34 protein-coding genes and 1 rRNA gene are annotated in these 23,618 nt (G+C 41.9%); 24 read left to right on the top strand and 11 right to left on the bottom strand.

The genetic code is table 11. The features are described from left to right. The first annotated feature begins 41 nt into the window (after window positions 1–41). Complete coding sequence (locus A7968_RS21080) at window positions 42–350, top strand: ArsR/SmtB family transcription factor (protein WP_064668484.1); 309 nt, start codon at window positions 42–44, stop codon at window positions 348–350. Here A7968_RS21080 and A7968_RS21075 read toward each other — a convergent pair. Next, complete coding sequence (locus A7968_RS21075) at window positions 343–1,020, bottom strand: nitroreductase family protein (RefSeq protein WP_064668483.1); 678 nt, start codon at window positions 1,018–1,020, stop codon at window positions 343–345. The two genes, A7968_RS21080 and A7968_RS21075, sit on opposite strands and share 8 nt — an antisense overlap. A 182-nt stretch (window positions 1,021–1,202) precedes the next feature. Here A7968_RS21075 and A7968_RS21070 point away from each other — a divergent pair, with 182 nt between their 5' ends. Further along, window positions 1,203–1,655 carry a hypothetical protein gene (locus A7968_RS21070; protein ID WP_064668482.1) on the top strand — a complete coding sequence of 151 codons (453 nt, stop codon included), beginning with the start codon at window positions 1,203–1,205 and terminating at the stop codon, window positions 1,653–1,655. Window positions 1,656–1,723: 68 nt separating this feature from the next. On the opposite strand, the gene A7968_RS21065 is transcribed toward A7968_RS21070, so the two are convergent. Both A7968_RS21065 and A7968_RS21060 read right to left on the bottom strand, forming a co-directional pair. Further along, window positions 1,724–2,029 (bottom strand): YfeK family protein, encoded by a 306-nt coding sequence (locus A7968_RS21065; RefSeq protein ID WP_244270416.1) that lies wholly within the window; start codon window positions 2,027–2,029, stop codon window positions 1,724–1,726. 49 nt (window positions 2,030–2,078) lie between these two features. Further along, window positions 2,079–2,954, bottom strand: a complete 876-nt coding sequence (locus A7968_RS21060; protein WP_064668480.1) for an endonuclease/exonuclease/phosphatase family protein — start codon at window positions 2,952–2,954, stop codon at window positions 2,079–2,081. Between the two features lie 204 nt (window positions 2,955–3,158). On the opposite strand from A7968_RS21060, the gene A7968_RS21055 reads away from it, so the two are divergent. Together A7968_RS21055 and A7968_RS21050 are read left to right on the top strand one after the other, a co-directional pair. Further along, a complete protein-coding gene (locus A7968_RS21055) occupies window positions 3,159–3,473 on the top strand; it encodes a Bor family protein (protein WP_064668479.1) in 315 nt (104 codons plus the stop codon). Further along, window positions 3,470–3,799, top strand: a complete 330-nt coding sequence (locus A7968_RS21050; RefSeq protein ID WP_064668478.1) for a Bor/Iss family lipoprotein — start codon at window positions 3,470–3,472, stop codon at window positions 3,797–3,799. The genes A7968_RS21055 and A7968_RS21050 overlap by 4 nt, the downstream gene beginning before the upstream one ends. Here A7968_RS21050 and A7968_RS21045 read toward each other — a convergent pair whose 3' ends face one another. From A7968_RS21045 to A7968_RS21030, 4 genes are read right to left on the bottom strand one after another with little or no spacing between them, the layout of a single operon-like run. After that, window positions 3,800–5,038, bottom strand: a complete 1,239-nt coding sequence (locus A7968_RS21045; protein ID WP_064668477.1) for an ABC transporter permease — start codon at window positions 5,036–5,038, stop codon at window positions 3,800–3,802. Beyond that, window positions 5,031–5,738, bottom strand: a complete 708-nt coding sequence (locus tag A7968_RS21040; RefSeq protein WP_064668476.1) for an ABC transporter ATP-binding protein — start codon at window positions 5,736–5,738, stop codon at window positions 5,031–5,033. The genes A7968_RS21045 and A7968_RS21040 overlap by 8 nt, the downstream gene beginning before the upstream one ends. Further along, window positions 5,738–6,904 (bottom strand): efflux RND transporter periplasmic adaptor subunit, encoded by a 1,167-nt coding sequence (locus tag A7968_RS21035; RefSeq protein WP_064668475.1) that lies wholly within the window; start codon window positions 6,902–6,904, stop codon window positions 5,738–5,740. The genes A7968_RS21040 and A7968_RS21035 overlap by 1 nt, the downstream gene beginning before the upstream one ends. Window positions 6,905–6,951: 47 nt before the next feature. Beyond that, window positions 6,952–7,662 carry a YIP1 family protein gene (locus A7968_RS21030; protein WP_064668474.1) on the bottom strand — a complete coding sequence of 237 codons (711 nt, stop codon included), beginning with the start codon at window positions 7,660–7,662 and terminating at the stop codon, window positions 6,952–6,954. A 168-nt stretch (window positions 7,663–7,830) separates the two neighbouring features. On the opposite strand from A7968_RS21030, the gene A7968_RS21025 reads away from it, so the two are divergent. Further along, window positions 7,831–8,724: an aldo/keto reductase gene (locus A7968_RS21025; protein WP_064668473.1), complete on the top strand. Its 894-nt coding sequence runs from the start codon at window positions 7,831–7,833 to the stop codon at window positions 8,722–8,724. A gap of 148 nt (window positions 8,725–8,872) precedes the next feature. Here A7968_RS21025 and A7968_RS21020 read toward each other — a convergent pair whose 3' ends face one another. From A7968_RS21020 to A7968_RS21005, 4 genes are all read right to left on the bottom strand, one after another. After that, a complete protein-coding gene (locus tag A7968_RS21020; protein WP_064668472.1) occupies window positions 8,873–9,550 on the bottom strand; it encodes a TorF family putative porin in 678 nt (225 codons plus the stop codon). Between the two features lie 290 nt (window positions 9,551–9,840). Beyond that, a complete protein-coding gene (locus tag A7968_RS21015; protein WP_064668471.1) occupies window positions 9,841–11,004 on the bottom strand; it encodes a hypothetical protein in 1,164 nt (387 codons plus the stop codon). Window positions 11,005–11,154: 150 nt separating this feature from the next. After that, window positions 11,155–11,355, bottom strand: a complete 201-nt coding sequence (locus A7968_RS21010) for a helix-turn-helix transcriptional regulator (RefSeq protein WP_016710191.1) — start codon at window positions 11,353–11,355, stop codon at window positions 11,155–11,157. A gap of 8 nt (window positions 11,356–11,363) precedes the next feature. After that, the gene (locus A7968_RS21005; RefSeq protein ID WP_016710192.1) at window positions 11,364–11,783 is read right to left on the bottom strand and encodes a hypothetical protein; all 420 of its coding nucleotides are present in this window, start codon (window positions 11,781–11,783) and stop codon (window positions 11,364–11,366) included. Between the two features lie 237 nt (window positions 11,784–12,020). Between A7968_RS21005 and A7968_RS21000 the strand changes: the two genes are divergently transcribed. The 19 genes from A7968_RS21000 to A7968_RS20915 all read left to right on the top strand — a co-directional run. Further along, window positions 12,021–13,961, top strand: coding sequence for an AsmA family protein (locus A7968_RS21000; protein ID WP_064668470.1), 1,941 nt, complete (start codon window positions 12,021–12,023; stop codon window positions 13,959–13,961). Window positions 13,962–14,236: 275 nt separating this feature from the next. After that, complete coding sequence (gene rplN, locus A7968_RS20995) at window positions 14,237–14,605, top strand: 50S ribosomal protein L14 (RefSeq protein WP_011329449.1); 369 nt, start codon at window positions 14,237–14,239, stop codon at window positions 14,603–14,605. A gap of 10 nt (window positions 14,606–14,615) precedes the next feature. After that, a complete protein-coding gene (rplX, locus tag A7968_RS20990) occupies window positions 14,616–14,930 on the top strand; it encodes a 50S ribosomal protein L24 (RefSeq protein WP_016710194.1) in 315 nt (104 codons plus the stop codon). 16 nt (window positions 14,931–14,946) lie between these two features. Further along, window positions 14,947–15,486: a 50S ribosomal protein L5 gene (rplE, locus tag A7968_RS20985; protein ID WP_016710195.1), complete on the top strand. Its 540-nt coding sequence runs from the start codon at window positions 14,947–14,949 to the stop codon at window positions 15,484–15,486. 10 nt (window positions 15,487–15,496) lie between these two features. Next, window positions 15,497–15,802, top strand: coding sequence for a 30S ribosomal protein S14 (rpsN, locus tag A7968_RS20980; protein ID WP_058562128.1), 306 nt, complete (start codon window positions 15,497–15,499; stop codon window positions 15,800–15,802). A gap of 21 nt (window positions 15,803–15,823) precedes the next feature. Then, window positions 15,824–16,216: a 30S ribosomal protein S8 gene (rpsH, locus tag A7968_RS20975; RefSeq protein ID WP_064668469.1), complete on the top strand. Its 393-nt coding sequence runs from the start codon at window positions 15,824–15,826 to the stop codon at window positions 16,214–16,216. A gap of 13 nt (window positions 16,217–16,229) precedes the next feature. Then, the gene (gene rplF, locus A7968_RS20970) at window positions 16,230–16,763 is read left to right on the top strand and encodes a 50S ribosomal protein L6 (protein WP_064668468.1); all 534 of its coding nucleotides are present in this window, start codon (window positions 16,230–16,232) and stop codon (window positions 16,761–16,763) included. Between the two features lie 9 nt (window positions 16,764–16,772). Further along, complete coding sequence (rplR, locus tag A7968_RS20965; RefSeq protein ID WP_008115388.1) at window positions 16,773–17,123, top strand: 50S ribosomal protein L18; 351 nt, start codon at window positions 16,773–16,775, stop codon at window positions 17,121–17,123. Between the two features lie 9 nt (window positions 17,124–17,132). After that, window positions 17,133–17,639, top strand: coding sequence for a 30S ribosomal protein S5 (gene rpsE / locus A7968_RS20960; protein WP_002959485.1), 507 nt, complete (start codon window positions 17,133–17,135; stop codon window positions 17,637–17,639). Window positions 17,640–17,642: 3 nt separating this feature from the next. Beyond that, window positions 17,643–17,825 (top strand): 50S ribosomal protein L30, encoded by a 183-nt coding sequence (rpmD, locus tag A7968_RS20955; RefSeq protein WP_016710201.1) that lies wholly within the window; start codon window positions 17,643–17,645, stop codon window positions 17,823–17,825. 5 nt (window positions 17,826–17,830) lie between these two features. Beyond that, entirely contained in the window at window positions 17,831–18,265 is a 435-nt protein-coding gene (rplO, locus tag A7968_RS20950; RefSeq protein WP_064668467.1) for a 50S ribosomal protein L15, read from the top strand. 10 nt (window positions 18,266–18,275) lie between these two features. After that, window positions 18,276–19,604, top strand: a complete 1,329-nt coding sequence (secY, locus tag A7968_RS20945; RefSeq protein ID WP_064668466.1) for a preprotein translocase subunit SecY — start codon at window positions 18,276–18,278, stop codon at window positions 19,602–19,604. A 22-nt stretch (window positions 19,605–19,626) separates the two neighbouring features. Further along, complete coding sequence (gene rpmJ, locus A7968_RS23050; RefSeq protein WP_002959476.1) at window positions 19,627–19,740, top strand: 50S ribosomal protein L36; 114 nt, start codon at window positions 19,627–19,629, stop codon at window positions 19,738–19,740. A 125-nt stretch (window positions 19,741–19,865) separates the two neighbouring features. Beyond that, complete coding sequence (gene rpsM / locus A7968_RS20940; protein ID WP_016710204.1) at window positions 19,866–20,222, top strand: 30S ribosomal protein S13; 357 nt, start codon at window positions 19,866–19,868, stop codon at window positions 20,220–20,222. Window positions 20,223–20,234: 12 nt separating this feature from the next. Continuing rightward, window positions 20,235–20,621 carry a 30S ribosomal protein S11 gene (gene rpsK, locus A7968_RS20935; protein ID WP_002959471.1) on the top strand — a complete coding sequence of 129 codons (387 nt, stop codon included), beginning with the start codon at window positions 20,235–20,237 and terminating at the stop codon, window positions 20,619–20,621. 21 nt (window positions 20,622–20,642) lie between these two features. Further along, window positions 20,643–21,263 carry a 30S ribosomal protein S4 gene (gene rpsD, locus A7968_RS20930; RefSeq protein ID WP_016710205.1) on the top strand — a complete coding sequence of 207 codons (621 nt, stop codon included), beginning with the start codon at window positions 20,643–20,645 and terminating at the stop codon, window positions 21,261–21,263. Between the two features lie 24 nt (window positions 21,264–21,287). After that, complete coding sequence (locus tag A7968_RS20925) at window positions 21,288–22,274, top strand: DNA-directed RNA polymerase subunit alpha (protein WP_064668465.1); 987 nt, start codon at window positions 21,288–21,290, stop codon at window positions 22,272–22,274. Window positions 22,275–22,313: 39 nt separating this feature from the next. Next, complete coding sequence (gene rplQ / locus A7968_RS20920) at window positions 22,314–22,715, top strand: 50S ribosomal protein L17 (RefSeq protein ID WP_016710207.1); 402 nt, start codon at window positions 22,314–22,316, stop codon at window positions 22,713–22,715. A 786-nt stretch (window positions 22,716–23,501) separates the two neighbouring features. Beyond that, window positions 23,502–23,618 (top strand): 16S ribosomal RNA (locus A7968_RS20915); the annotation flags it as partial.

Here is a 23,618-nt window from a genome sequence, read left to right as displayed (position 1 = left end):
AAAAGTCTATACTTTACTTAGAACGTTTTAGTGGGATCGTTATGAATATTGAGCAATTAGCGAATAATGCACAGCAGGCTGAACAGTTTTTAAAATTGATGGCGAATAAAAATCGCTTAATGATTTTATGTAGCCTATTAAACAATGAGTTAAGTGTAGGGCAGTTAAATGAGCGTGTGCCGTTAGCGCAATCTGCGCTGTCGCAACATTTGGCGAGCTTACGTAAAGCCGAGATGGTGGCTACACGCCGTGATGGTCATACTATTTATTATTATTTGACCGACCCTAAAGTTGAGTCGATCATAGCGATGCTCTATCAATGGTTTTGCAAAGAGGAAAACACTAAATAAACGTAGCAACTTCATCGAGTGATTTTTTCACCAGTGCGTGATTAGGCACAGTAGCATCATCGCTTGGGTAACCGGCAATGAGCAGCATATAGGGGCGTTCGTTGTCTTTGTCGCGGCCACAAATGTCGGTTAAAAAGCTCATTGGTTTAGGTGTGTGAGTTAGTGTTGCAAGCCCTGCGCGATGTAATGCTTGAATTAAAAAGCCGGTGGCAATACCGACTGACTCATGCACATAGTAGTTGGTGTTTTTATCATCAGTATTTAAGCCGCCTTTCTTTTGGCTGAATACGGCAATTAGCCAAGGTGCATGCTCTAAATAAGGTTTGCTGGCATCAGTGCCTAATGGCTTTAGAGCATCTAACCACTCTTCACCAGCGCGGCCTTCATAAAATGAGCGTTCTAATTTCTCGGCTGCTTCACGAATTTGCTTTTTCACATCACTACTATTAATTGCTACAAAATGCCACGGTTGGTGGTTTGCACCACTTGGTGCTGTAGCTGCGGCTTTAATGCAGGTTTGAATAATATCTTTTGGCACCGGTCGGTCGCTAAAACTACGAATACTATGGCGGCGTTGGCTGGTTGCTAAAAACTCTTGTGCGCGCTCCAGCATTTCATCGTGTGGATATTCGGTAAAGTCATTAAGTGGTTGATTATCATGTTGCTGCATGGCTTTTCGCTTCTTATAAAAGTATGTGTGGTTATTTTTATACCTAGTCGCAAGATTAGGTGCAAGTAGTATCTACTTTACAGTTTCGCTCTTTTGGGTTTTTCTGTTTGTTTATCGAACGTTGTGTTCACAAAACATTCACCTATCTTTGCATATAGTGTCGATCTAGATGGAGAGAGATCATGAACATTCAAGCCGCTAATCAAATCAATCAATATCAACTTAACACCCGTTTAGGTGATGCAAATAAACAGTTTGCAACAGCACAAACCACGCCCGTGGAGCAAGCAACTAAGACTGATATGATTCAAATATCAGCACAAGCACGAGCTTTGAATGCTCAACCTATCACACCAGAAGTCCCTGCATTTGGTGAAATCAGTCAGGCTGTAAACAATAAGGTGCAGCAATATTTAGATATTCAAAAGTCGCTCGCTAAGGCGGATGCAGTTGATAACTTTACGGATGATAACTTTTCAGTCGGTGAAGCATATCTTGCTAAAAATAATGACACCGTTCGTAATGCCTATTTAGCAAAAGACAAAATTGAACAAACTAATGATATTGCTGATATTATGATTGATTCTATTGATCAGAATGAAGAGCAAGATGAAAATAATTTACTACAATATTAATCTTTAATTTTTTAAACGATATTTCAGAATTTAAATCACCTCTCCTAAAGAGTGAAACCAAGCCGCATCTATTGCGGCTTTTCTGTTTTTCTAAAAAGTATTAATTCATCACTTAACCACTTGTTGGCAGTGAGTGTCGTGCCATCGGCTAAGATCACAGTGTAAGGCTTACCACTCCATGAGCTCTTGCTGGCAAGGTTCGCGATAAAGTCATCGGCGGTTTTTGCGTAGCGTTTAGCTTTGCGGTATTTCATGGCTAAGTGCTCAGCTGCTTCTTCACTGGTATGTTCATCACCATTACGGATAAAGGTTGCCTTACTTTGCTCAATAAAACTGATTAAGTGACTGACTTCCTGATCTGCGCTTGCTGCCATACTAAGCTGACTAACACAGAGTAAAAGGCAGGCAAGAACAACGCGTATATTATTGGGTAAGTGTTTCATCTATAACCTCATTTAGGTGTAAAGTTACTAGTATTGGGTTGTGATCAGAGCTTTGATACTGTGGCACGCGGGTCGTTTTGATAGTCACACCGCGAGTCCATACTTGATCAAGGGCCAAGCCAAACGCTTTAGTGCGTTTATCGTCAAGGTATAGCGCTTCTGAAAGGCCTAGTTTTGATAATGCGTTAATCACCACAGCTTGTCTTGCATCACTCCATGCATTTAAATCACCGGCAAAAATAATCGGACCTTGGTGTTGTTGCATTACTTGTACAGCAGCATCGATTTGTTGTTCATAGTCTTCAGTACCTAACGTGAAATTGATACCGTGTAAATTTACACTTAATAAGTGCTGCTGGTCCGCCATCACATACTCAACAATATTGGTCGCTTTTGGACTACGTAGCCACGGCTCTGTATGAGTAAATGTACAATGCACTGTCGCAGGCCAGCGGCTTAGCGTCATCACGCCTGATTGCACATCGCCACTTTTGTAGCCTGGTGAAAAACGCCAATAGGGTTTTAGGGCACTGAGACGTTGATCCTCAATTACCTCTTGGAGTAATAGGATATCCGCCTGTTGGTTGAGTTGTGCTAAATCTTGATACAAGCCCTGAATTTGAGCTTTGTAAATGTTCCAGCTAAGTAGCTTTAACTGCTCAGGGATAATATATTTTTTGCTATACGTTTGTTGCCTGCTGGCAGCTAGCTGCTGGGCACATTGCGTGACTGTATTAGCTGTTTCAGTAAAGCCTTTACCTTCATCCGACAATGGTGCTGTAGCCAGTGCTGTGATGCTTAGTAAGACAATGACAGTCGCAACAACAGTAATAAAAGAAAATGATTTTTTCTGCATCAATGACCTTAAAGCAATATGACTAAAACTGTGGTTATAACAGTGGTACTGCGTTTTAGGCACTCTAAATAAGATAAAGTTCCTAAAAAAGCTTGCCAAGCTAATGAATACAGCCTGTTGTCTACATTTTCAATACAGTTTCTTACTTTTTTTAGTACCCATTCACTTTACACTCTGTACCACTTAATTAATCAGGATAAAGTTATGCGAATTTTTTTAACTAGTTTGTTATTTATTGTGCTTGGCGGTTGTTCAGCAGTAACAATTCAACCACAAAAAATAGCGAAATTGACTTCAGAGCCGACCTACCAAGATAGCCGCCCATTTTTTATGTGGGGACTAGTTGGTGAACAGCGTATTGATGTAAAAAAAGTATGTGGTGAGCAAACTGTGGTGCAAATGCAATCACAACAAACATTTACCGATGGTGCGCTTGGGTTAGTCACGTTAGGTATTTATGCACCGCACACAATTAAAGTCTGGTGTCAGCAACAAGATAGCGCAGGAGTAAGTATATGAAACAGTTAACAGGGTTGCTCGCAATTGTATTTATTGTCGTGTTAGCGGGGTGTACTAATATTCACTTTGATAACGGTGAGTATGATGACTTAGCTGAAAACCATAAAAGTGAGCAATGGCATCACAACTTTGCCGCCGCCCTTTATGAGGGCTCGAGTGCGGTTGATTTATCTGAAATCTGTACTGACTCGCAGTGGCAAAGTGTGCACTCCTATAAATCATTTACTAATGGCTTAGCAGAATTGGTTGTTAACGAAGTTGGCCCTATTTGGTACCCAAAAACAGTAGAAGTAAGCTGTGCTCAGGTACCTTATAAAGTGCAATGATCATTCGTAACGTAATGCATCTATTGGATTTAGCCTTGCTGCTTTAATCGCCGGGGCTAAGCCAAATACAATACCAATCAGTGAAGTAAAGCCGAATGACAGCATCACTGCCCACCCAGGGATATAAGCGTCGGGCATGCTGGGTACCATAAACGAAATGAATGCTGCAGCGCCATAGCCAATAGCTAAGCCGATCAAACCACCAAATAACGACAATACCACCGCCTCAACTAAAAACTGTAGCATTATAAAGCCAGGTGTTGCGCCTAACGCTTTTAAAGTACCGATAACACGGGTACGTTCAGTTACAGACACCAACATGATATTCATAACACCAATACCACCCACAACTAAGCTAATACCGACGATTCCAGCGGTAATAGCCGTGGCGCTGCCGGTAAACTTATCGACATTGGCGCGTGCTTTTTCAGCTGTTTCAAATTCAAAATCGTTCTCCTCGCCGTCTTTTAATTTATGTAATTGCCGCAAAATACGGGTGATTTTAGCAAGGACGAGCTCTTCGTCGCTATTTTCTTTAAGTCGAAACATAATTTGTACATTACTGGTGCTGCTCGCGCCTTCTAATGCACTCATGGTACTGATAGGGATATTGATATAATCGTCTTGATCAAATCCAAGTAAGCTACCTTGCTTTTCAGCAACGCCAATAATCCTAAACCATTCGCCACCAAGTTTTATATATTCGCCAACGGGGTTTTCTGGCAGGTTTAGTTTTTCTATGATTGATGGGCCAATAAAAGCTACACGGCGGCGTTTTTCATCATCCTCTGCACGTATAAAGCGGCCCAACTCAGGGAATGTGCGGTATGCTTTTTGATAATCTTGCTCTGTGCCCATTACTCGTGATGAATGGCTTTTATTCCCATACTCAGCGCCCCCTGAAAATCGCCAAGTGAACATGAGTGCAGTGAATGTTTCGGCTTCTTTTACTCGTGCTTTTAAGGTTAAAAAGTCTGTGTAGGTGAGTTTCGCATTTTTACCTACCATTTCTTGCTCAATGCTAGTAAATGGTTTGATAGACGTAACATCTGGGGCCATGTCAGCCAATTGATCATTGATTTGTTTAGTAAATCCCTGCATAACGGCAACCACGGTGATAACTGCTGCAACGCCGATGATAATACCTAAGCAGGTGAGCGCACTGCGCATTGCATTGGCTTTGATTGCCATCAACGCCGCTTTAGTACCTTCCATGATGGCAAGAGCAGATTTAAACATGTTGTTTATTCCCCTCACCTTTACGTACATCACTGACCACTTTGCCGTCAACTAGGCGAATGACGCGCTGACAATGATCAGCAATATCTTGCTCGTGAGTTACCAAAATAATAGTGTGGCCTTCACTATGTAGCTCATCAAACAACGCCATGATCTCGGTCGTTGTCTTACTATCTAGATTTCCGGTTGGTTCATCGCCAAGCAAAATATGTGGCTTAGTTACTAGCGCACGTGCAATGGCGACACGTTGCCGCTGACCACCCGAAAGCTGGCTTGATAAGTGATCAACTTTATCGCCTAGACCAACACGTTGTAGTGCTTCTCGAGCTTTTTGCTTGCGTTGTTTAGCAGCAATAAAGCGATATACCAAAGGCTGCATTACGTTTTCTAATGCCGATGCGCGAGGTAGTAGATTAAAACTTTGGAAAATAAAACCAACGCTTTCATTGCGCTGATGTGCCAGTTCTGTTTCCGTCATGCTTTTTACAAGTTTGTCTTTTAAATAGTAATCGCCGCTCGTTGGTGTATCTAAACAGCCTAGTAAATTCATTAAAGTTGATTTCCCTGAACCTGAAGGGCCAATGATTGCCACATATTCATTTTCAGCAATTTCAACATTTACATCATCAAGGGCTTTAAATATCTGCTCTCCCATTTTGTATTGCTTGTTGATATGCTTAAGTTGGATCACCGCTGACATTATTGTGTATCCTTGGCGGTAGGTTGCTTCACTTTAACTAGGTCATTTTCATTCAACTTGCTAACAGGACGAGCTGGACCTATTACGATACGTTGGCCTTTTTCCAAGCCTTTGGTTATTGCTTGTTCAATATCAGATGAAATACCCACTTCTACATAGGCTTTAGTAACGGTGTTATCGTCATTTAAGCGCCATACAAAGTACTTGTCATCTTCTTTTTGTACCGCTTCGATTGGTAGCTTTAGGCCATCAACGGCAATACTCGTGGCTATTTCTGCACGACAACTCATGCCCGCATACAGTTGCCTATCGGTTTTATCGAGCAGTACTTTCACTCTAAATGATAACCCTTGCGAACCGGTTTGGTTTTTAGCAGAAGTACCTATATTTATTACTTTTCCTGTGAAAGGTTGATTTGGGTAAGCGGCTGCATAAATATCTGCATGTTGGTTAAGTTTAATTCCTGCAATATCAGTTTCATCAACCCTCAACTCAGCTAAAATAGCACTGGGGTCGGCTACTAGCATAAGGTCTGAGCCAATAATGTTAGTAGTACCTGCAATGACCGTTTCACCTTCTTTAATATTTACAGAGGCAAGTAAACCACTCATTGGTGCGCGGAATACACTTTTACTTAGCCTATCTTCGGCAATGGAGAGAGATGCTTTAGCCTGATTATAAGCTTCAACTCGCGCTTCTATATCGATCTTGGCAAGGTCACGCGCATTTTGTAGGTTTTCGTATACTTCTTGGCCCGCAAGACCTACATCATATAATTCTTTTTGGCGCTTCAACTGACGCTCAATATTTACTAGCCGGGTTTTACTGTGTTTAATTTCGATTTCACTGGCACGTAAAACGGCTTGATTACGGGTGACTTCTGATTCAAATGCTGTGGTATCAAGGCGCATTAAAATATCACCTTGTTGGACACTTTGCCCTTCTTCAACAAATACTTTGTCTACACGACCGGTCACTTCAGAGCGCAACTGTACTTGAGTATTAAATACCAAATTACCAGAGGCCATAATAGAGTCGGCAATACTGCCTTGTTCAACTAACGCTATATTTACTTCAGGTGCATCTTTACTGCCAGTAATTTGTTTGGACACTATGAGTGTGACAAAAGCGGCAATTGCCAAGATGATGATTATAGCTTTTTTCATTGTTATTTCCGTATATGTTCGTGGGTAAGCAAGCTTACCCGGTCAATTTAAAGCAATGCAATAATTGTCCAAATCACATAAATAACAACACTGGGTAGGGCTGCAAAAAGAATCGCTTTGTTTAAGCTGAAATTAGTCCAACATTTGAGACCAATAGCAGCTAAAGCAATTCCCCAGATACTAAAGATATTTAAACTTTCCATCATGGTATAAAATGGATGGCCAAGCTCTAAGCCTAGCAATAATTGATTTATAGAAGCGTAACTAAACAATCTCACCGAGAGTTCGTTGGTCGTTGCCGTAAAAACTAGCGCTATAATGCCGAGACTTGAAATAACCATTGGCATCATGGCCCAAAAACCAAACCCATACCAAGCGCCATAACCATACTCAGCATCTGGATCTTGTTTTGATACCAATAGATAATATCCAGCGAGCAATGCATTTATAATTATGAGTCCGAAGATACCTCCGCCAATGGCAAACCACACTTGGTTATCAATACTTTGCTCCATGCTTTGACGAATCATTTTCTGTTCGCCAATTGTGGCGTCTACGCTGGCCGCAGCAATTTGCTCTTCTAAAATAAATTGCGTATCTGCGTGACTGTAAAATACATAAGTACTAATAACGAGTGCTGCGGCTATGAGTGTAAAAGCAAGCCAAGACCAACCTCTTGCGTCTTTTAAACCGTTAAAAGCTTTACTTGGGCTGATAAAAATATCAACGCAAGCAGTTAGGGCGTTTGATGATTTCATTGTTATTATTCCTTTTTAGCCATTATATTGGTACATACATTATTGCTATTAATACCTTATTAAGTCGGTAGAATAAAGCATAACCCTTGCATAAATACGGTTAAAATGTAACGGTTTATTAACGTTCGCTTAATTGTTGAGATATTAATTAATAAAATGAAGGTAGAGATGAACAACGTAGAACGAAAAATAGATGAGTTAGTGCTTGGTTTTTGGCGACTACTTGATTGGCAAGTTTCACCACAACAATGTTTAACGTTTCTTGAGCAAGCTATTGAGGCGGGCGTAAAACATACCGATCATGCTGATATTTATGGTGAATATGGTTGCGAGGCCGAATTTGGCAAAGCTTTGGCACTAAAGCCGAGTATCCGTGATGAGATTAAAATTATTACCAAGTGCGGTATTAAACCAGCATTCCCGAGTCTCGGTTTAGCAGGCCAAGCTAATCATTATGATTCAAGTGCACAGCATATCATTGCCTCAGCACAGCGCTCTCTTAAACATTTTAATACTGACCGTTTAGATGTTTTACTTATTCACCGCCCTGATTACTTGATGGATGCCGATGAGGTAGCTCAAGCATTTACTACCCTGAAGCAAAATGGCGATGTATTGGAGTTTGGTGTATCTAACTTTACCCCTTCACAATTGAGCTTATTACAATCGCGTTTAGATTTTGAGTTAGTGACAAACCAGATTGAGTTTTCACCTTATGAAATGAAAGTACTCGATGATGGAAGTTTAGACCAATGCCAGTTATTGGGTATTAAACCAATGTGTTGGTCACCGCTTGCAGGTGGACGTTTATTTGCTGAAAACGATGAAAAAGCCATTCGTTTGCGTCATGTACTCGAACAAGTAGGCAGTGAAATAGGTGCAAGTTCAATAGATCAAGTCGTATATGCATGGTTATTAATGCACCCAAGCAGCCCATCAGTGGTACTGGGCACAGGTAATATTGCACGAGTTAAATCAGCTGTTGCCGCTAAACAATTAAAGCTTAGCCGAGAGCAATGGTATCGGATTTGGCAAGGTTCTACAGGGCATAGCGTGCCATAGGAGTGGTAAGTTTTAAGCAGCCTGAGTTTAAGGTAAGCCTTGACATAAAATCTGGATTGATTAGTTTCTTTGACTTATGGCTTACCGCTTACCAAGATCGAGAAAGGGCCTTTCGGCCCTTAGTGTTGCAGCAAGTAACACATTCTTTTTATAGGCTAAAATCCATTGCAAAAGCAACGTAAGCCTTAATATCACTGTCATCCATATCGGTATCTGAGAGGCCAAAGGTAAAGCCATCTTTAGAGATAGATACGCCGTAGTCTATGATGTCGTCATCACCAATAAAGTCACCTGAGTAATGGCCTAAGTGTAAGGCCATTTCAGTACCATTACTGCCAATTGCAAAACCGTAATCTGCAGTTAGGTATAGCGAATCACCAAAGTCTGTACCATCGCCACTTGCCGCTGATGTTGCAAGTACTGATGCACCAAAACTAAAGGCACCCATGCTGATGCTGCCGTAAATTTCTGAAAAGTCTGCATCGGCGCCAGAAGCTGCATCAGGGTAAGCGTAATAGATGTAGCCAACGTCGTAGCTCATGTTTTCATTAATATCGCCACCAAAACCAGCGTAAAGGTCAAGCTCGTAGGTCATTTCATCGGCCCAGCTGGCGTTAGACGCCCAAGTTCCGGCATAAAAACCTGACTCGCTAGCGTAATCAATACCGCCTGATATAGCTGCGTCACCGCCAGTTTGTTCTTGGCCACGCCATAAGTAGTTTGATGTTGCTGCGGCGTTAGCTGTTACTTCGGCATAAGCAGCTGTTGATGTAGCGGCCATAAGTGCAAGAGTGCTGATAGCAATCGCTGATTTTAGTTTTAACATGTTTAGTATCCTGTTGTTATGCTGATTTTTTGGTTCGCAATTATTTATTAGATTGCAGTCTAGTAATTGTCGATCCCATTTCTAGTTGTCTAACAAGATATTTGCACTGCTTGTGCCAAGTTAAGTGAAACCTTCTAAATTAAATTTAAAATCTATTTAAAACATGTGGTTAAATTATGGGCTTCGGAGGAGAGTGTAATTATAGGTGATGGCAGCGCACTTTGTTGGTGCATAAAAAAACCCGCATGCACAACTGAGTTGCAGCGGGTTTTTGTATTCTTTACTGTGGCTTAACCAAAAATTGTACGCATCAGGCTGATGGTCTCAGCAACGCCGCGGCCTTTTTGTACTTCACTGATAATAGAATCACGTTTTGCGCGGATATGCTCTGGAATATCATCTGCAGCAAGGGCGCGGTCAACTAATATTTCAGCTGACTCTTTGCCGCGGCGTACTTTTTTAGTAGCGGTACTGGTAGTACGTTTGGGTTTACTCAATAACTTGATGTAATTTGAGTTTTCAGCGCTGTTTGTATCAGCATAATAGAAAAAACATGGGACTAGTGCTTTGATTGCAACAAGTTGTTGATCCAGCTCGCTGTCACCATTGGCCATTTTAAACCAAGACATAGCGTGGATCGCTTGTACAATGTCTTGCCAATAGCGTGCAAAGTCACGATTGTTTAATTTAGTGATTGCTAACGCAGAACATAAGGCATCTAAACGTGAGTTGTTTAATGGTGTAAATACATCAGGGCGACGCATGGCCAATAAACGAGTTGCCGGTGCTAAGGTTGGCTTTTCATTGTTGTCAGTAAAAGCGTGTACGTATTTTAGCACAAACTCTTGGTAATCAGCTTCGGTTACTTCGCCTTCAAGAGGAATATGCGCTAACGCCTCATCAAATAAAGCAGGAAGGTCAGCAAGCATTTGATGGAAAGCCTTGGCGCTCTTAGTTGAGCTGAACCATTCAACATCAAAGTTATAGCTGCTTGGATCAAGCGATGAAGTATGTTTACCAGTAAAGGTTAATAAATCTTCAGGGATCATTTCTTTTAAAGATTGTTCACGAATACCTGCAATATACTGAGTCAGGCGCAATTGCTCATCAAGGGCTAATACGTCTTTGTGCTGCTCAATAAATACACTGACGACTGGCCAAGGCGCGACACGTAGTGTTTTTAACTGCAAAAAGCTAATTGCTGAAATTAATAAATCATGAAGTTTCTTTAAAGTTGGTAACTGATTGGTTTCAAGTAAATCATGATTGATACGGTCACGGCTAGCATGTAGTAATTCGTAACACCAACCTAAGAAGTCTTCAGGATGATTTTCTATTTTCACCGCCATCAGATTTAAGCTGATCTCAGAAGCCTGTTTTAAAATATTTTGATAAATCTGGCCTTCTTGTTCGCCTAATGCCATTTGTGAAGGTGAAATGAGCAGTTTTTTCATGCCTGATGGTACTCCGGTTAGATACATTTTTCATGTTGTTCAATTTTAGCGCAAAACGCTCTAAAACAACAGGGCTGTGCATCATACCGAAGAATAGAAGGGATGCAATCAAGATAGTTCTGAAAATCTCAAGATTGCATCATTGCTGTATTAATCGTGCTCATCGAGTATAAATAGACTCTCAACCGAGGTATTAAAGTGCAGTGCTATTTTCAACGCAATGATCACCGACGGTGTAAAGCGCGATGTTTCGACCGTACTAATGGTTTTGCGCGAAACATTAATCGCATCGGCTAGTTCTTGCTGCGATAGCCCCGCGGCTTTGCGAAATTCTGCTATATGGTTTTGCACATTAACTCCTAATCACGACTTTGCCAAAGGATGGAAATACCGTACACCAAACTCATAACAGCTAAGTAAAAAGTAGCCATCATACTATGCGATACTTGTAACGCGAGACTGTCAGAGCATAAATATATTGTGCCCATGCTAAATAACAGTGCCAGTACAACATGTTTATAGGCAATCGTATCTATGGTGTTTAAATACTCATCTTTATAAGTCAGGCGGTAACTTAATTTCCATGTAAAACCGCCTCTGATCACAAACATAAAGAATGAGCCAAGAAAAGCTGCACTTCCTAAAAACAACAACGGTACTGATGTGTGATTAAGTATGGGGTAACCACTGATAATTAGTAAAGTTACACCCATGAATATGGAAAACCATGCGTTTTGCGCCATAAATTTTTCTTCGGTTTTAATATCTTGTTGTTTCATAATATCCATCCTGTGAAAGTTTTAATTTGTGTTTTTGTAACCTACAGGTATCAATGTAACCTTGAGGTATCATTTGGTCAAGTTATTTTTGTAACCTAAAGGTATCACAATGTTTCAGTAAGATTTTATATCGAGGGTGTAACTACTAGGAAATGGCTTTTTTATAGCTATAGCAATGATTTTAGTGCTAACTCCCGCTATGATAAGAGTATTATTTGCACATTTGAAAGGACCATCATGAAAACCTTATTTAAAGTTATTGGCGTTATACTGTTATTGCTTGTTGCTTTAATCGTTGCAGCGCCGTTTTTAATCCCTACCGATGCAATCTTTAACAAAGTTTCGCAACAGGTAGAGCAAACCACAGGGCGAGCTCTGACCATTAAAGGTGACAAAACCTTATCTGTTTTTCCGTCATTAAAACTTGAGCTTGAAGATGTGCACTTTGCCAATATGAAAACGGGCTCACGCGCTGATATGGCAAGCATGCAGCAACTGGCCATTCATATTCCGTGGTTTTCGCTATTTGGTGGTGAACTGAAACTAGAAAAGTTTGTGATCAATGAACCAAATATTCTGCTTGAAACAGATAAAAATGGTAAAGCAAACTGGCAATTATTTGATGCGGTTGCAGAGCAGCCAGCAGCGCAGCAACAAAATAGTGGCCCAGTTAAGCTACCTGAAAACTTTGATATTGCATTAGGTGAAGTGGCCATTTACGGCGGTAAGTTTGTTTACTTAGATGGTGCGACTGGCGTTAAGCAAGAGATCAGCGATCTTGAGTTAGCAATTTTACTGCCTTCATTACATAAAACATTAGAGGTAAAAGGCGCAATTACTTATATGCAAGAGCGCTTTGAACTGGATGTAACGGTTGATAACCCCGCTAAAGCCATTGCAGGTGATACCTTTAATGTGACTAAAAGTGTGACTTCTCGATTGGTCGATGTTGAGTTTAAAGGCTCAATTGCTGAGCAAGGCAAAGATATTCAAGGTCAATTAGCACTTAGCGGTGATTCCGTTAAAGATATTGCTAAATGGCAAGGAGTAGAGCTGAACGCTAAAGAAAACGCATTTAATGCCTTTAGCGTTAGCGGTAAAATGCGCATGCAAGGTGACAAGTTTAACCTAGCTGAATTAGTTGCGACATTGGATTCGTTAGAGATCAAGGGTAAAAGTGAGTTAAACCTTGGCAAGCGCCTAGCTGTTACGGCTGATATTGATTTAGGCATGCTTGATTTAAATCCATACCTACCAGAAGCGGTTGCACAAACTGAAGCGCCAGAGCCTGCAAAGGATGCTCCCGCGCAGCCAATTGTTTGGGATGACACAAAAATGGATTTAAGTGGCTTAAATGCCCTTGATGCTAATGTCGTGATCCGCTCAAGTGGCTTAAAAGCAAATGAAATCAAACTTGGTGCCAATCAGTTTACAATTAATCTTAAAAACGCGGTTGCTTCCGTTAGTCTGGATAAATTTGCCGCCTACGAAGGTAATGGTAAAGGCACAATTACAGTTAATGCGAAACAAGCACCATATAAAATTGCCACCAACTTCTCATTAGATAAAATAGATGCCCAACCATTGCTAACCGATGCTGCTGGTTTTGATAAGCTAATGGGCAAAGGCTCGTTAAATTGGGACTTAGCAACATCAGGGCAAAGCCAAAAAGATTTTATGGGTGCCCTGCAAGGTAAACTAGCATTTGAGTTTGCTGATGGCGCAGTTAAAGGCGCTAATATCGCTGAAATGGTACGTAAAGGCAAAGAGCTAATTAAAGGCAACCTTGGAGCAGTATCAGAAGGGCTAGATACTGGCTTTGATAATTCCCAGCAAACCGATTTCTCAGCACTGACTGGTAGCTTTAACTTTACTAATGGCGTTGGTAAAAATACGGATCTTAGTTTACTAAGCCCGTTAGTACGTATCAGTGGTGAAGGAGATATAAACCTTCCAGCTACGACGGTTAACTATCGCTTAGTCACTGGCATTGTTGATTCACTTGAGGGGCAGGGCACGACAGATGATAGCACTGGCTTTAAAATACCGGTGCGTATCAAAGGACCATTCCATGATGTTGGCATTAGTTTAGACGTAAGCAAAGCCGCAGAAGACGAAGTTAAAGAAAAAGCAAAAGATAAAATTAAAGATAAATTAAAAGGTTTATTTGGCAATTAAGCCGATTTTATTCGGTGATAAAACAATCAGGGCATAAATTTGCCTTGATTGTTTTATAATCAATGAAAAAATAGCAAAAACTGTTTGCCAAGCAAAATAACCACCCTCGTATTTCTAAATTAATTAAAAAATAACCTACCACTACCCCTCCAATGCTGATACAATTGCCCGCCCTTGGAATGCAACTAGATTGTTTTTCGAGTGGTTTTTAACCTAAATGCCTTGATTTTAAACGATTTAAGGCAGTTGTAATAACTACACCGGAGGTCATTAACATGATCCAAATGCAAACTCAGCTGGAAGTTGCTGATAACAGCGGCGCTCGCAAAGTGCAGTGTATTAAAGTCTTAGGCGGTTCGCACCGTCGTTATGCAGCGATTGGTGACATCATTAAAGTTTCTGTTAAAGAAGCAATTCCTCGCGGTAAAGTGAAGAAAGGTGATGTTAAAAACGCGGTAGTTGTGCGTACTAAGAAAGGCGTTCGTCGTCCAGATGGTTCTTTGATCCGTTTTGACAGCAATGCGGCTGTTATCTTAAATGATAACTTGCAGCCAATTGGTACACGTATTTTCGGCCCTGTGACTCGCGAACTTCGTAATGATAAGTTCATGAAAATCGTTTCACTAGCCCCAGAAGTACTGTAAGGAGTCAATCATGGCAGCAAAAATCCGTCGTGATGACGAAGTAATCGTTCTAGCAGGTAAAGACAAAGGTAAGCGCGGCAAAGTGCTTTCAGTTGTTACCGAGTCTGGTCGAGTATTTGTCGAAGGCATTAACTTAATCAAGAAGCACCAAAAGCCGGTTCCACAATTGAACCAGCCTGGCGGCATTGTTGAGAAAGAAGCGTCTATTGACGTATCAAACGTTGCGATCTTCAACTCGGAAACGAGTAAAGCAGATCGTGTAGGTTTCAAGATTGAAGATGGTAAGAAATTACGTATCTTTAAATCTACTGGTAAAACTATCTAATAGTTGGAGTAGAATGATGGCGAAACTGCATGAAGTATATAAAGACAAAGTAGTTGCTGAACTTCAAGAGAAGTTTGGTTTCAGCTCTGTCATGCAAGTCCCTCAGATCGAAAAGATCACATTGAATATGGGTGTGGGCGAAGCCCTAGCTGACAAGAAAATTTTAGATAACGCTGTTGCGGATCTAGAAGCTATTGCTGGTCAGAAGCCACTTATTACTAAAGCACGCAAATCTGTTGCTGGCTTTAAAGTACGTGAAGGCTACCCAATTGGCTGTAAAGTAACCTTACGCGGCGAGCGTATGTGGGACTTTTTTGAGCGTTTGGTTTCAATCGCTATCCCACGTATCCGTGACTTCCGTGGTGTGAGTGCTAAGTCTTTTGATGGACGTGGTAACTACAGCATGGGCGTACGTGAACAAATCATCTTCCCAGAAATTGATTATGATAAAGTAGACCGTGTACGCGGTATGGATATCACAATCACTACATCTGCGAAAACAGATGAGGAAGGCCGTGCGTTGTTAGAAGCGTTTAACTTCCCATTCAAGAAATAAGGGTAGGGTTATGGCAAAGAATTCTATGAAAGCGCGCGAAGCAAAGCGCACGAAATTAGTTGCTCAGTTCGCTGAAAAGCGCGCAGCACTAAAAGCTATCATCAGCGATGTGAAAACATCTGACGATGATCGTTGGGACGCGGTATTAAAGCTACAAGCTTTACCACGTGATTCTAGCCCTGCACGTCAACGTAATCGTTGTAACATTACGGGCCGCCCACATGGTTACCTTCGCAAATTCGGCATGAGCCGTATTAAAGTTCGCGAAGCAGCTATGCGCGGTGAAATTCCTGGCCTTAAAAAGGCTAGCTGGTAATAGAATCACGGGAGTAAGACTATGAGCTTGCAAGATCCTATCGCGGATTTGTTCACACGTATCCGTAACGGTCAGTCAGCGAAGAAAGTATCTGTAACGATGCCTAATTCAAAACTGAAAGTAGCATTAGCTAAAGTATTAAAAGATGAAGGTTACATCACTGATTTCGCAGTAAGCGGCGATGTTAAACCTGAGCTTTCTATCGAGTTGAAATACTTCGAAGGCAAAGCTGTTATTGAAAATATCCAGCGTGTTAGCCGCCCTGGTTTACGTATCTATAAGAGACGTGACGAATTACCAAAGGTAATGGGTGGTCTAGGTATCGCTATCGTATCAACTTCTAAAGGCCTAATGACAGACCGCGCCGCACGTAGTGCTGGTGTTGGTGGTGAAATCATTGGTTTTGTAGCTTAATCGGAGGGGAACTATGTCTCGCATAGCAAAGGCACCAATTAATGTTCCTGCCGGTGTAGAAGTTACATTAAAAGGCCAGGACATCACAGTTAAAGGCAAAAACGGCGAATTAACGCGTACTATCAACGATGCAGTTGAAGTACAACTTAATGACAACGTTATTACAACTTTACCTCGTGAAGGCGTAGCCAATGCATGGGCACAAGCAGGTACTGCTCGCGCTCTAATCAACAACATGGTTGTTGGTACGCATGAAGGTTACGAGAAGAAACTTCAGTTAGTAGGCGTTGGTTACCGTGCTGCAGCTAAGGGTAAAACATTAGATTTAACTCTTGGTTTCTCACACCCAGTTAATTTCGCAGTTCCTGAAGGAATTACGATTGAAACTCCAAGCCAAACAGAAGTTCTAGTTAAGGGCGTAGATAAGCAGTTAGTTGGTCAAACAGCTGCTAACATTCGTGCATACCGTAAACCTGAGCCTTATAAAGGTAAAGGTGTTCGTTATTCAGATGAGAATGTACGCCGTAAAGAGGCTAAGAAGAAGTAAGGTAAGACGATGGATAAAAAAACAGCTCGTCTACGTCGTGCTAAACGCACTCGTAGAAATTATATTGAACAAGGCACAACGCGTCTTGTTATCCACCGCACGCCACGTCACATTTACGCTCAAGTTGTAAACGCTGAGGGTAATGTACTGGCTGCTGCTTCTACTGTTGAAAAAGCTATTAGCGAAACAGTTAAAGGCACAGGCAACGTTGCAGCTGCACAAGCAGTTGGTAAAGCGGTTGCTGAACGTGCGGCTGACAAAGGCATCGAAAAGATTGCTTTTGATCGCAGTGGCTTTAAATATCACGGCCGTGTGAAGGCGCTAGCAGATGCTGCGCGTGAAGCCGGTTTGCAATTCTAGGAGTAGACAATGGCTAACGTAGAAGCAAAGCAACAACAGCCTGATCTAGCTGAAAAGCTAATCGCGGTGAACCGTGTGTCTAAAGTAGTTAAAGGTGGTCGTATCTTTAGCTTCACTGCACTAACTGTAGTTGGTGACGGCGCAGGTAAAGTAGGTTTCGGTTATGGTAAAGCACGTGAAGTTCCAGCTGCTATTCAAAAAGCAATGGAAAAAGCACGTCGTAACATGATCAACGTAGACCTAAATGGCAACACATTACAGCATCCTGTTAAAGGACGTCATGCTGGCTCTCTTGTGTTTATGAAACCAGCCTCTGAAGGTACTGGTATCATCGCAGGTGGTGCTATGCGTGCAGTACTAGAAGTTACTGGTGTGCAGAACGTACTTTCTAAATGTTACGGTTCTACTAACCCGATCAACGTTGTACGTGCAACGATCTCAGCTCTTGAGAATATGAATTCTCCTCAGTCGATCGCTGCAAAACGTGGTCTTCGAGTAGACGAGATTCTGGGGTAAACCATGGCTAATAAAACTGTAAAAGTAACACAAGTAAAGAGCTCTATCGGTCGTTTACCGAAGCATAAAGCTACATTACGCGGTCTTGGTTTACGTCGTATCAATCACACTGTTGAGTTGGAAGACACAGCATGTGTACGTGGTATGATCAACCAAGTTTCATACATGGTTAAGGTTGAGGGGTAATTCGAATGCATTTGAATACACTTTCTCCTGCTGCAGGATCTAAATCTGCTGGTAAACGTGTTGGTCGTGGTATCGGTTCTGGTCTTGGTAAGACTGGTGGCCGTGGTCACAAAGGTCAAAAATCACGTTCTGGCGGTAAAGTACGCGTTGGTTTTGAAGGCGGTCAAATGCCTATGCAACGTCGTCTACCTAAGTTTGGTTTCACTTCTCGCAAATCTTTAGTATCTGCAGAAATTAACCTATACGAAATCGCTAAAGTTGAAGGCGATGTGGTAGACCTAGGTACGTTACAGGCAGCTGGTCTAGTTAAAAAGAACGTTCTGTTCGTTAAAGTTGTTAAATCTGGCGAAGTTTCACGCGCTGTTACCGTTAAAGGCCTTAAAGCCTCTAAAGGTGCTCGCGAAGCTATCGAAGCCGCCGGAGGCAAGGTAGAAGACTAAGGAAGTACTAATGGCTAAACCAGGTCAAGATATACAAAGTGCACAAAGTGGGCTTTCGGAATTGAAACGTCGATTACTATTCGTATTGGGCGCTATCATTATTTACCGTCTAGGTTCATTTGTGCCAATCCCTGGGATTGACGCCGCTGTACTTGCCGATTTCTTCGAGCAACAAAAGGGCACCATTGTTGAAATGTTTAACATGTTCAGCGGTGGTGCGCTTGAGCGCGCTTCGGTGTTAGCACTGGGTATAATGCCTTACATCACAGCTTCAATTATTACGCAACTATTAACGCATATGTATCCTCCGTTTATAGAGCTTAAGAAAGAAGGTGAACAAGGTCGTAAGAAAATTAGCCAGTACACACGCTACGGCACGCTCTTGCTTGCTACTATCCAATCAATCGGTATTGCCACAAGCTTACCGGGTATGATGGACGGGTTAGTTGTTAACCCTGGTCTCGGATTCTATTTCACCGCAGTGGTGAGTTTAGTAACCGGTACTATGTTCCTGATGTGGTTGGGCGAGCAAATAACTGAACGTGGTATCGGTAACGGTATCTCAGTTCTGATATTTGTTGGTATTGTAGCTAACCTGCCGTCTGCTATTGGTTCGACAGCCGAAATGGCGCGCCAAGGTGATTTACATGTTTTAGCACTGTTATTGATTGCGGTAATCGTATTCGCTGTTACTTATCTTGTAGTGTTCTTTGAACGTGGACAACGTCGTATCGTCGTTAACTACGCAAAGCGCCAACAAGGTCGTCAAGTATTTGCTGCCCAAAGCACGCATTTACCACTAAAAGTAAACATGGCGGGTGTTATTCCACCAATCTTTGCTAGCAGTATAATTCTGTTCCCTGGTACTATTGCCAGCTGGTTCGGCCAGGGTGAAGGTCCTGTCGCTGATGTGCTACAAGCGATTGCTACAACGTTGACTCCAGGTCAGCCTTTGTATGCAATAGTTTTAGCTGCGGCTATTATCTTCTTCTGCTTTTTCTATACAGCGTTGGTGTTTAACCCACGTGAAACAGCAGATAACCTGAAAAAATCTGGCGCATTTATCCCAGGTATTCGTCCAGGCGAGCAGACATCGAAATACATTGATAAAGTGATGACACGCCTGACATTGGCAGGTGCTTTGTATATAACCTTTATCTGTCTGGTGCCCGAATTCATGACGATGGCATGGCAAACGCCATTCTACTTCGGCGGTACATCAATTTTGATTATCGTTGTTGTCATCATGGACTTTATGGCACAAGTACAGACTCATATGATGTCTCATCAATATGATTCTGTGCTGAAAAAAGCGAACCTTAAAGGCTACGGTCGATAAGGTCAGTTTACGGAGTTGAGCAATGAAAGTACGTGCTTCCGTTAAGAAAATATGCCGTAACTGTAAAGTTATTAAACGTGCCGGTGTTGTACGTGTAATTTGCAGTGAGCCTAAGCATAAGCAAAGGCAAGGTTAATTAATAAGTCGTGCAGGCTGAGGTTTCTCGGCCTGTGTTTTCAATTGTGATTTGGTCTTCGTTTGAGTATCCTTACGGGCTCTTCAAACAGATGATAACCAAATTCAAATATAGGAGATGTGTTAGTGGCCCGTATCGCTGGCATTAACGTCCCTGATCATAAACATGCAGTTATTGGTTTAACAGCTATTTATGGCATAGGTAAGACTCGCTCTAAGGCTATCTTAGTAGCGACTGGTATCGCCGAAACCACAAAAATCGGTGAACTTTCAGACGAAACACTTGACGTACTTCGTGAAGAAGTTGGCAAGTACACTGTAGAAGGTGATCTTCGTCGTGAAGTTACTTTGAATATCAAGCGCCTTATGGACCTTGGTTGTTACCGTGGCCTACGTCACCGTCGCTCTTTACCACTACGTGGTCAAAGAACAAAGACTAACGCGCGTACCCGTAAGGGTCCTCGTAAGCCTATTAAGCGATAAGGGGATAGTATTATGGCTAAGACACCAATTCGTCGTAAAAAGGTTAAAAAGCAAGTTGCTGATGGTATGGCTCATGTTCATGCTTCTTTCAACAACACTATTGTTACAATTACCGACCGTCAAGGTAATGCACTATCATGGGCTACTGCCGGTGGTTCAGGTTTCCGTGGTTCACGTAAATCTACACCATTCGCTGCTCAGGTTGCTGCAGAGCGTGCAGGTACTGCTGCTCAAGAATACGGTTTAAAAAATCTAGAAGTTTTCATCAAAGGTCCAGGTCCAGGTCGTGAATCTGCTGTACGTGCTTTGAATGCTGCTGGTTACCGTATCACCAACATCACTGACGTGACGCCAATACCACACAATGGTTGTCGTCCACCGAAGAAACGTCGCGTTTAACAATAGGTTAGGAGAAATAACATGGCAAGATATTTGGGCCCTAAGCTCAAGCTGAGTCGTCGTGAAGGTACTGACCTGTTCCTTAAGAGCGGCGTAAGAGCTATCGACTCTAAGTGTAAACTTGAGACTGCACCTGGTCAGCACGGCGCTCGTAAAGGTCGCTTATCTGATTACGGTTTACAATTACGTGAAAAGCAAAAAGTACGTCGTATCTACGGTGTATTAGAAAAGCAATTCCGTAACTACTACAAAGAAGCTGCTCGCCTTAAAGGCAACACAGGTGAAAACTTGTTACAGCTTTTAGAGCAACGTTTAGACAATGTTGTATACCGCATGGGTTTTGCTAGCACACGTGCAGAAGCACGTCAGTTAGTAAGCCACAAAGCGGTTTTAGTTAATGGTCGTGTTGTGAACATTCCTTCATTCGTAATTACTCCAGAAGATGTAGTAGTTATCCGTGAAAAGTCTAAGACACAAGCTCGTATCATCGCTGCTCTAGAACTAGCCGAGCAACGTGAAAAACCGACTTGGGTTGAAGTTGACGGTAAGAAAATGGAAGGTAATTTTAAACGCCTACCAGAGCGTTCAGACCTGTCTGCGGACATCAATGAACAACTAATCGTCGAACTTTACTCTAAGTAAAGTTAAGAGTTAAGAGAGGATAAAATGCAGGGTTCTGTTACAGAATTTCTAAAACCAAGGTTAGTCGATATCGACGCTATTAACCCAACTCGTTCTAAAGTCGTTTTAGAGCCATTAGAGCGTGGCTTCGGTCATACTCTTGGGAATGCCTTACGCCGTATACTTCTTTCGTCAATGCCAGGATGTGCAGTAACCGAAGTTGAAATCGACGGTGTGTTGCACGAATACAGCGCGAAAGAAGGCGTACAAGAAGACATCATTGAAATTCTGTTAAATCTTAAAGGTCTAGCAGTTACTTTGGAAGGTAAAGATGAAGTTTTTCTTACCCTGACTAAGTCTGGTGTAGGCCCTGTGACTGCGGCTGATATTCAGCACGATGGCGATGTAACCATTGCTAACCCAGAACATGTTATTTGTCATTTAACGGCAGATAACAGTGCGATCAGCATGAGAATTCGTGTTGAACGTGGTCGTGGGTATGTGCCGGCATCTAGCCGTTTATCCTCTGATGACGATGAGCGTCCAATTGGTAGATTGTTGCTTGATGCATCATTTAGTCCTGTTGAACGTATTGCGTACTCGGTTGAATCAGCACGTGTTGAACAACGTACAGACTTAGACAAGTTAATCATTGATATGGAAACAAACGGCACTATCGATCCAGAAGAAGCGATCCGCCGTGCGTCTACTATCTTAGCTGAGCAGCTAGAAGCATTCGTAGATTTACGTGATGTTACTGAGCCAGAAGAGAAAGAAGAGAAGCCAGAATTCGATCCTATTCTACTTCGTCCAGTTGATGATCTTGAACTAACAGTGCGTTCAGCAAACTGTTTGAAAGCCGAGCAAATTCAATATATCGGTGATTTAGTTCAGCGCACAGAAGTCGAGCTTCTTAAAACGCCTAACTTAGGCAAGAAGTCTCTGACTGAAATTAAAGACGTGCTAGCTTCACGTGGTCTATCTCTAGGTATGCGCCTAGAAAATTGGCCACCTGCAAGCCTAGCTGAATAATCTAAATCACTATATTAGTTTAGTTAGAAGGATAGGGTCATGCGCCATCGTAAGAGTGGTCGTCAATTAAACCGTAACAGCAGCCATCGTAAAGCGATGTTCAGCAATATGGCAGGTTCTTTGGTGAAACATGAAATCATCAAAACTACTTTGCCAAAAGCGAAAGAGTTACGTCGTGTAATTGAACCTTTAATCACACTGGCTAAGACTGACAGTGTAGCAAATCGCCGTTTAGCGTTTGCTCGCACGCGTGATAAAGAAGTAGTTGGTAAATTGTTCAGTGAAATCGGTCCTCGCAACACAGACCGTCCAGGTGGTTACACTCGTATTATTAAGTGTGGCTTCCGTGCTGGTGACAATGCACCAATGGCTTATATTGAACTAGTAGGTCGCACATCTGCGAACGAAGAAGTTCAAGAAGACGCGCAGTCTGCTGAGTAAGTCTTAAAGACACCAAAAAGCCGAGCTTAATGCTCGGCTTTTTAATATCTAAAATTCCTATAAATAAACAAGCTACTTCAGTACCATCCAATAAGCGCAGCTCTCTTTTCAAAACATCTTTTAATGTAATAGCAATCAGCTACTCTATTATCGCTACTTAACTATGTATATTGATCGCATTGTTGATCATCAATAATGATCATTTTGTTCAAACCATTTAAAAGATCTTACCGTTTAGTCATCTAAAGTGGCTGAAAATAGCTATGTTTAGTATTGTTTTTGGGCGTTTAGTTCAAATAATCAACGAATGGTTATTTATTTAAAGTTTTCTTCAAAAAAGGGTTGATCTGTTTTTGGATCTCCCTATAATGCGACCCCACTGAGACGGCAGAGCGCAACGCATAGCGGGGCACTAGCTACTTAGTAAGTCGAGTAAAACTTGAGTTTAGATTTTTGAGAAGGTTTAAAATTAAGTGTTGACAAAAAAATAGGAAAGCGTAACATGCGCAGCCCTAGCGAGATAAAGCAATGCGCTTTAATCGCAACGTTCTTTAACAATATAAAGCAATCATCTGTGTGGGCACTCGTACAGATTGAGTTCTAACAGCAGATTCTAGTTCGCTAGATGACGCAAACAAATTTAGAGTCTCAATTGAAACTGAGTGACCAACAGCAATAAATTTATTTATTGCAGCACAGTCAATTCGTTTTTGGCAACAAAAACAAATAATTCAGAATTCATTGAGCGTGTCGGCTCTCTTTATGGGAGAAGACAGAAAAAACTTTTAATTGAAGAGTTTGATCATGGCTCAGATTGAACGCTGGCGGCAGGCCTAACACATGCAAGTCGAGCGGTAACAGAGAGTAGCTTGCTACTTTGCTGACGAGCGGCGGACGGGTGAG

It is taken from the genome of Pseudoalteromonas prydzensis, assembly GCF_001661495.1.
Classification (GTDB): Bacteria; Pseudomonadota; Gammaproteobacteria; order Enterobacterales; family Alteromonadaceae; genus Pseudoalteromonas; species Pseudoalteromonas prydzensis.
Note: the sequence above shows the minus strand (reverse complement) of the source record. Positions and strands in the feature narration are given on the sequence as shown.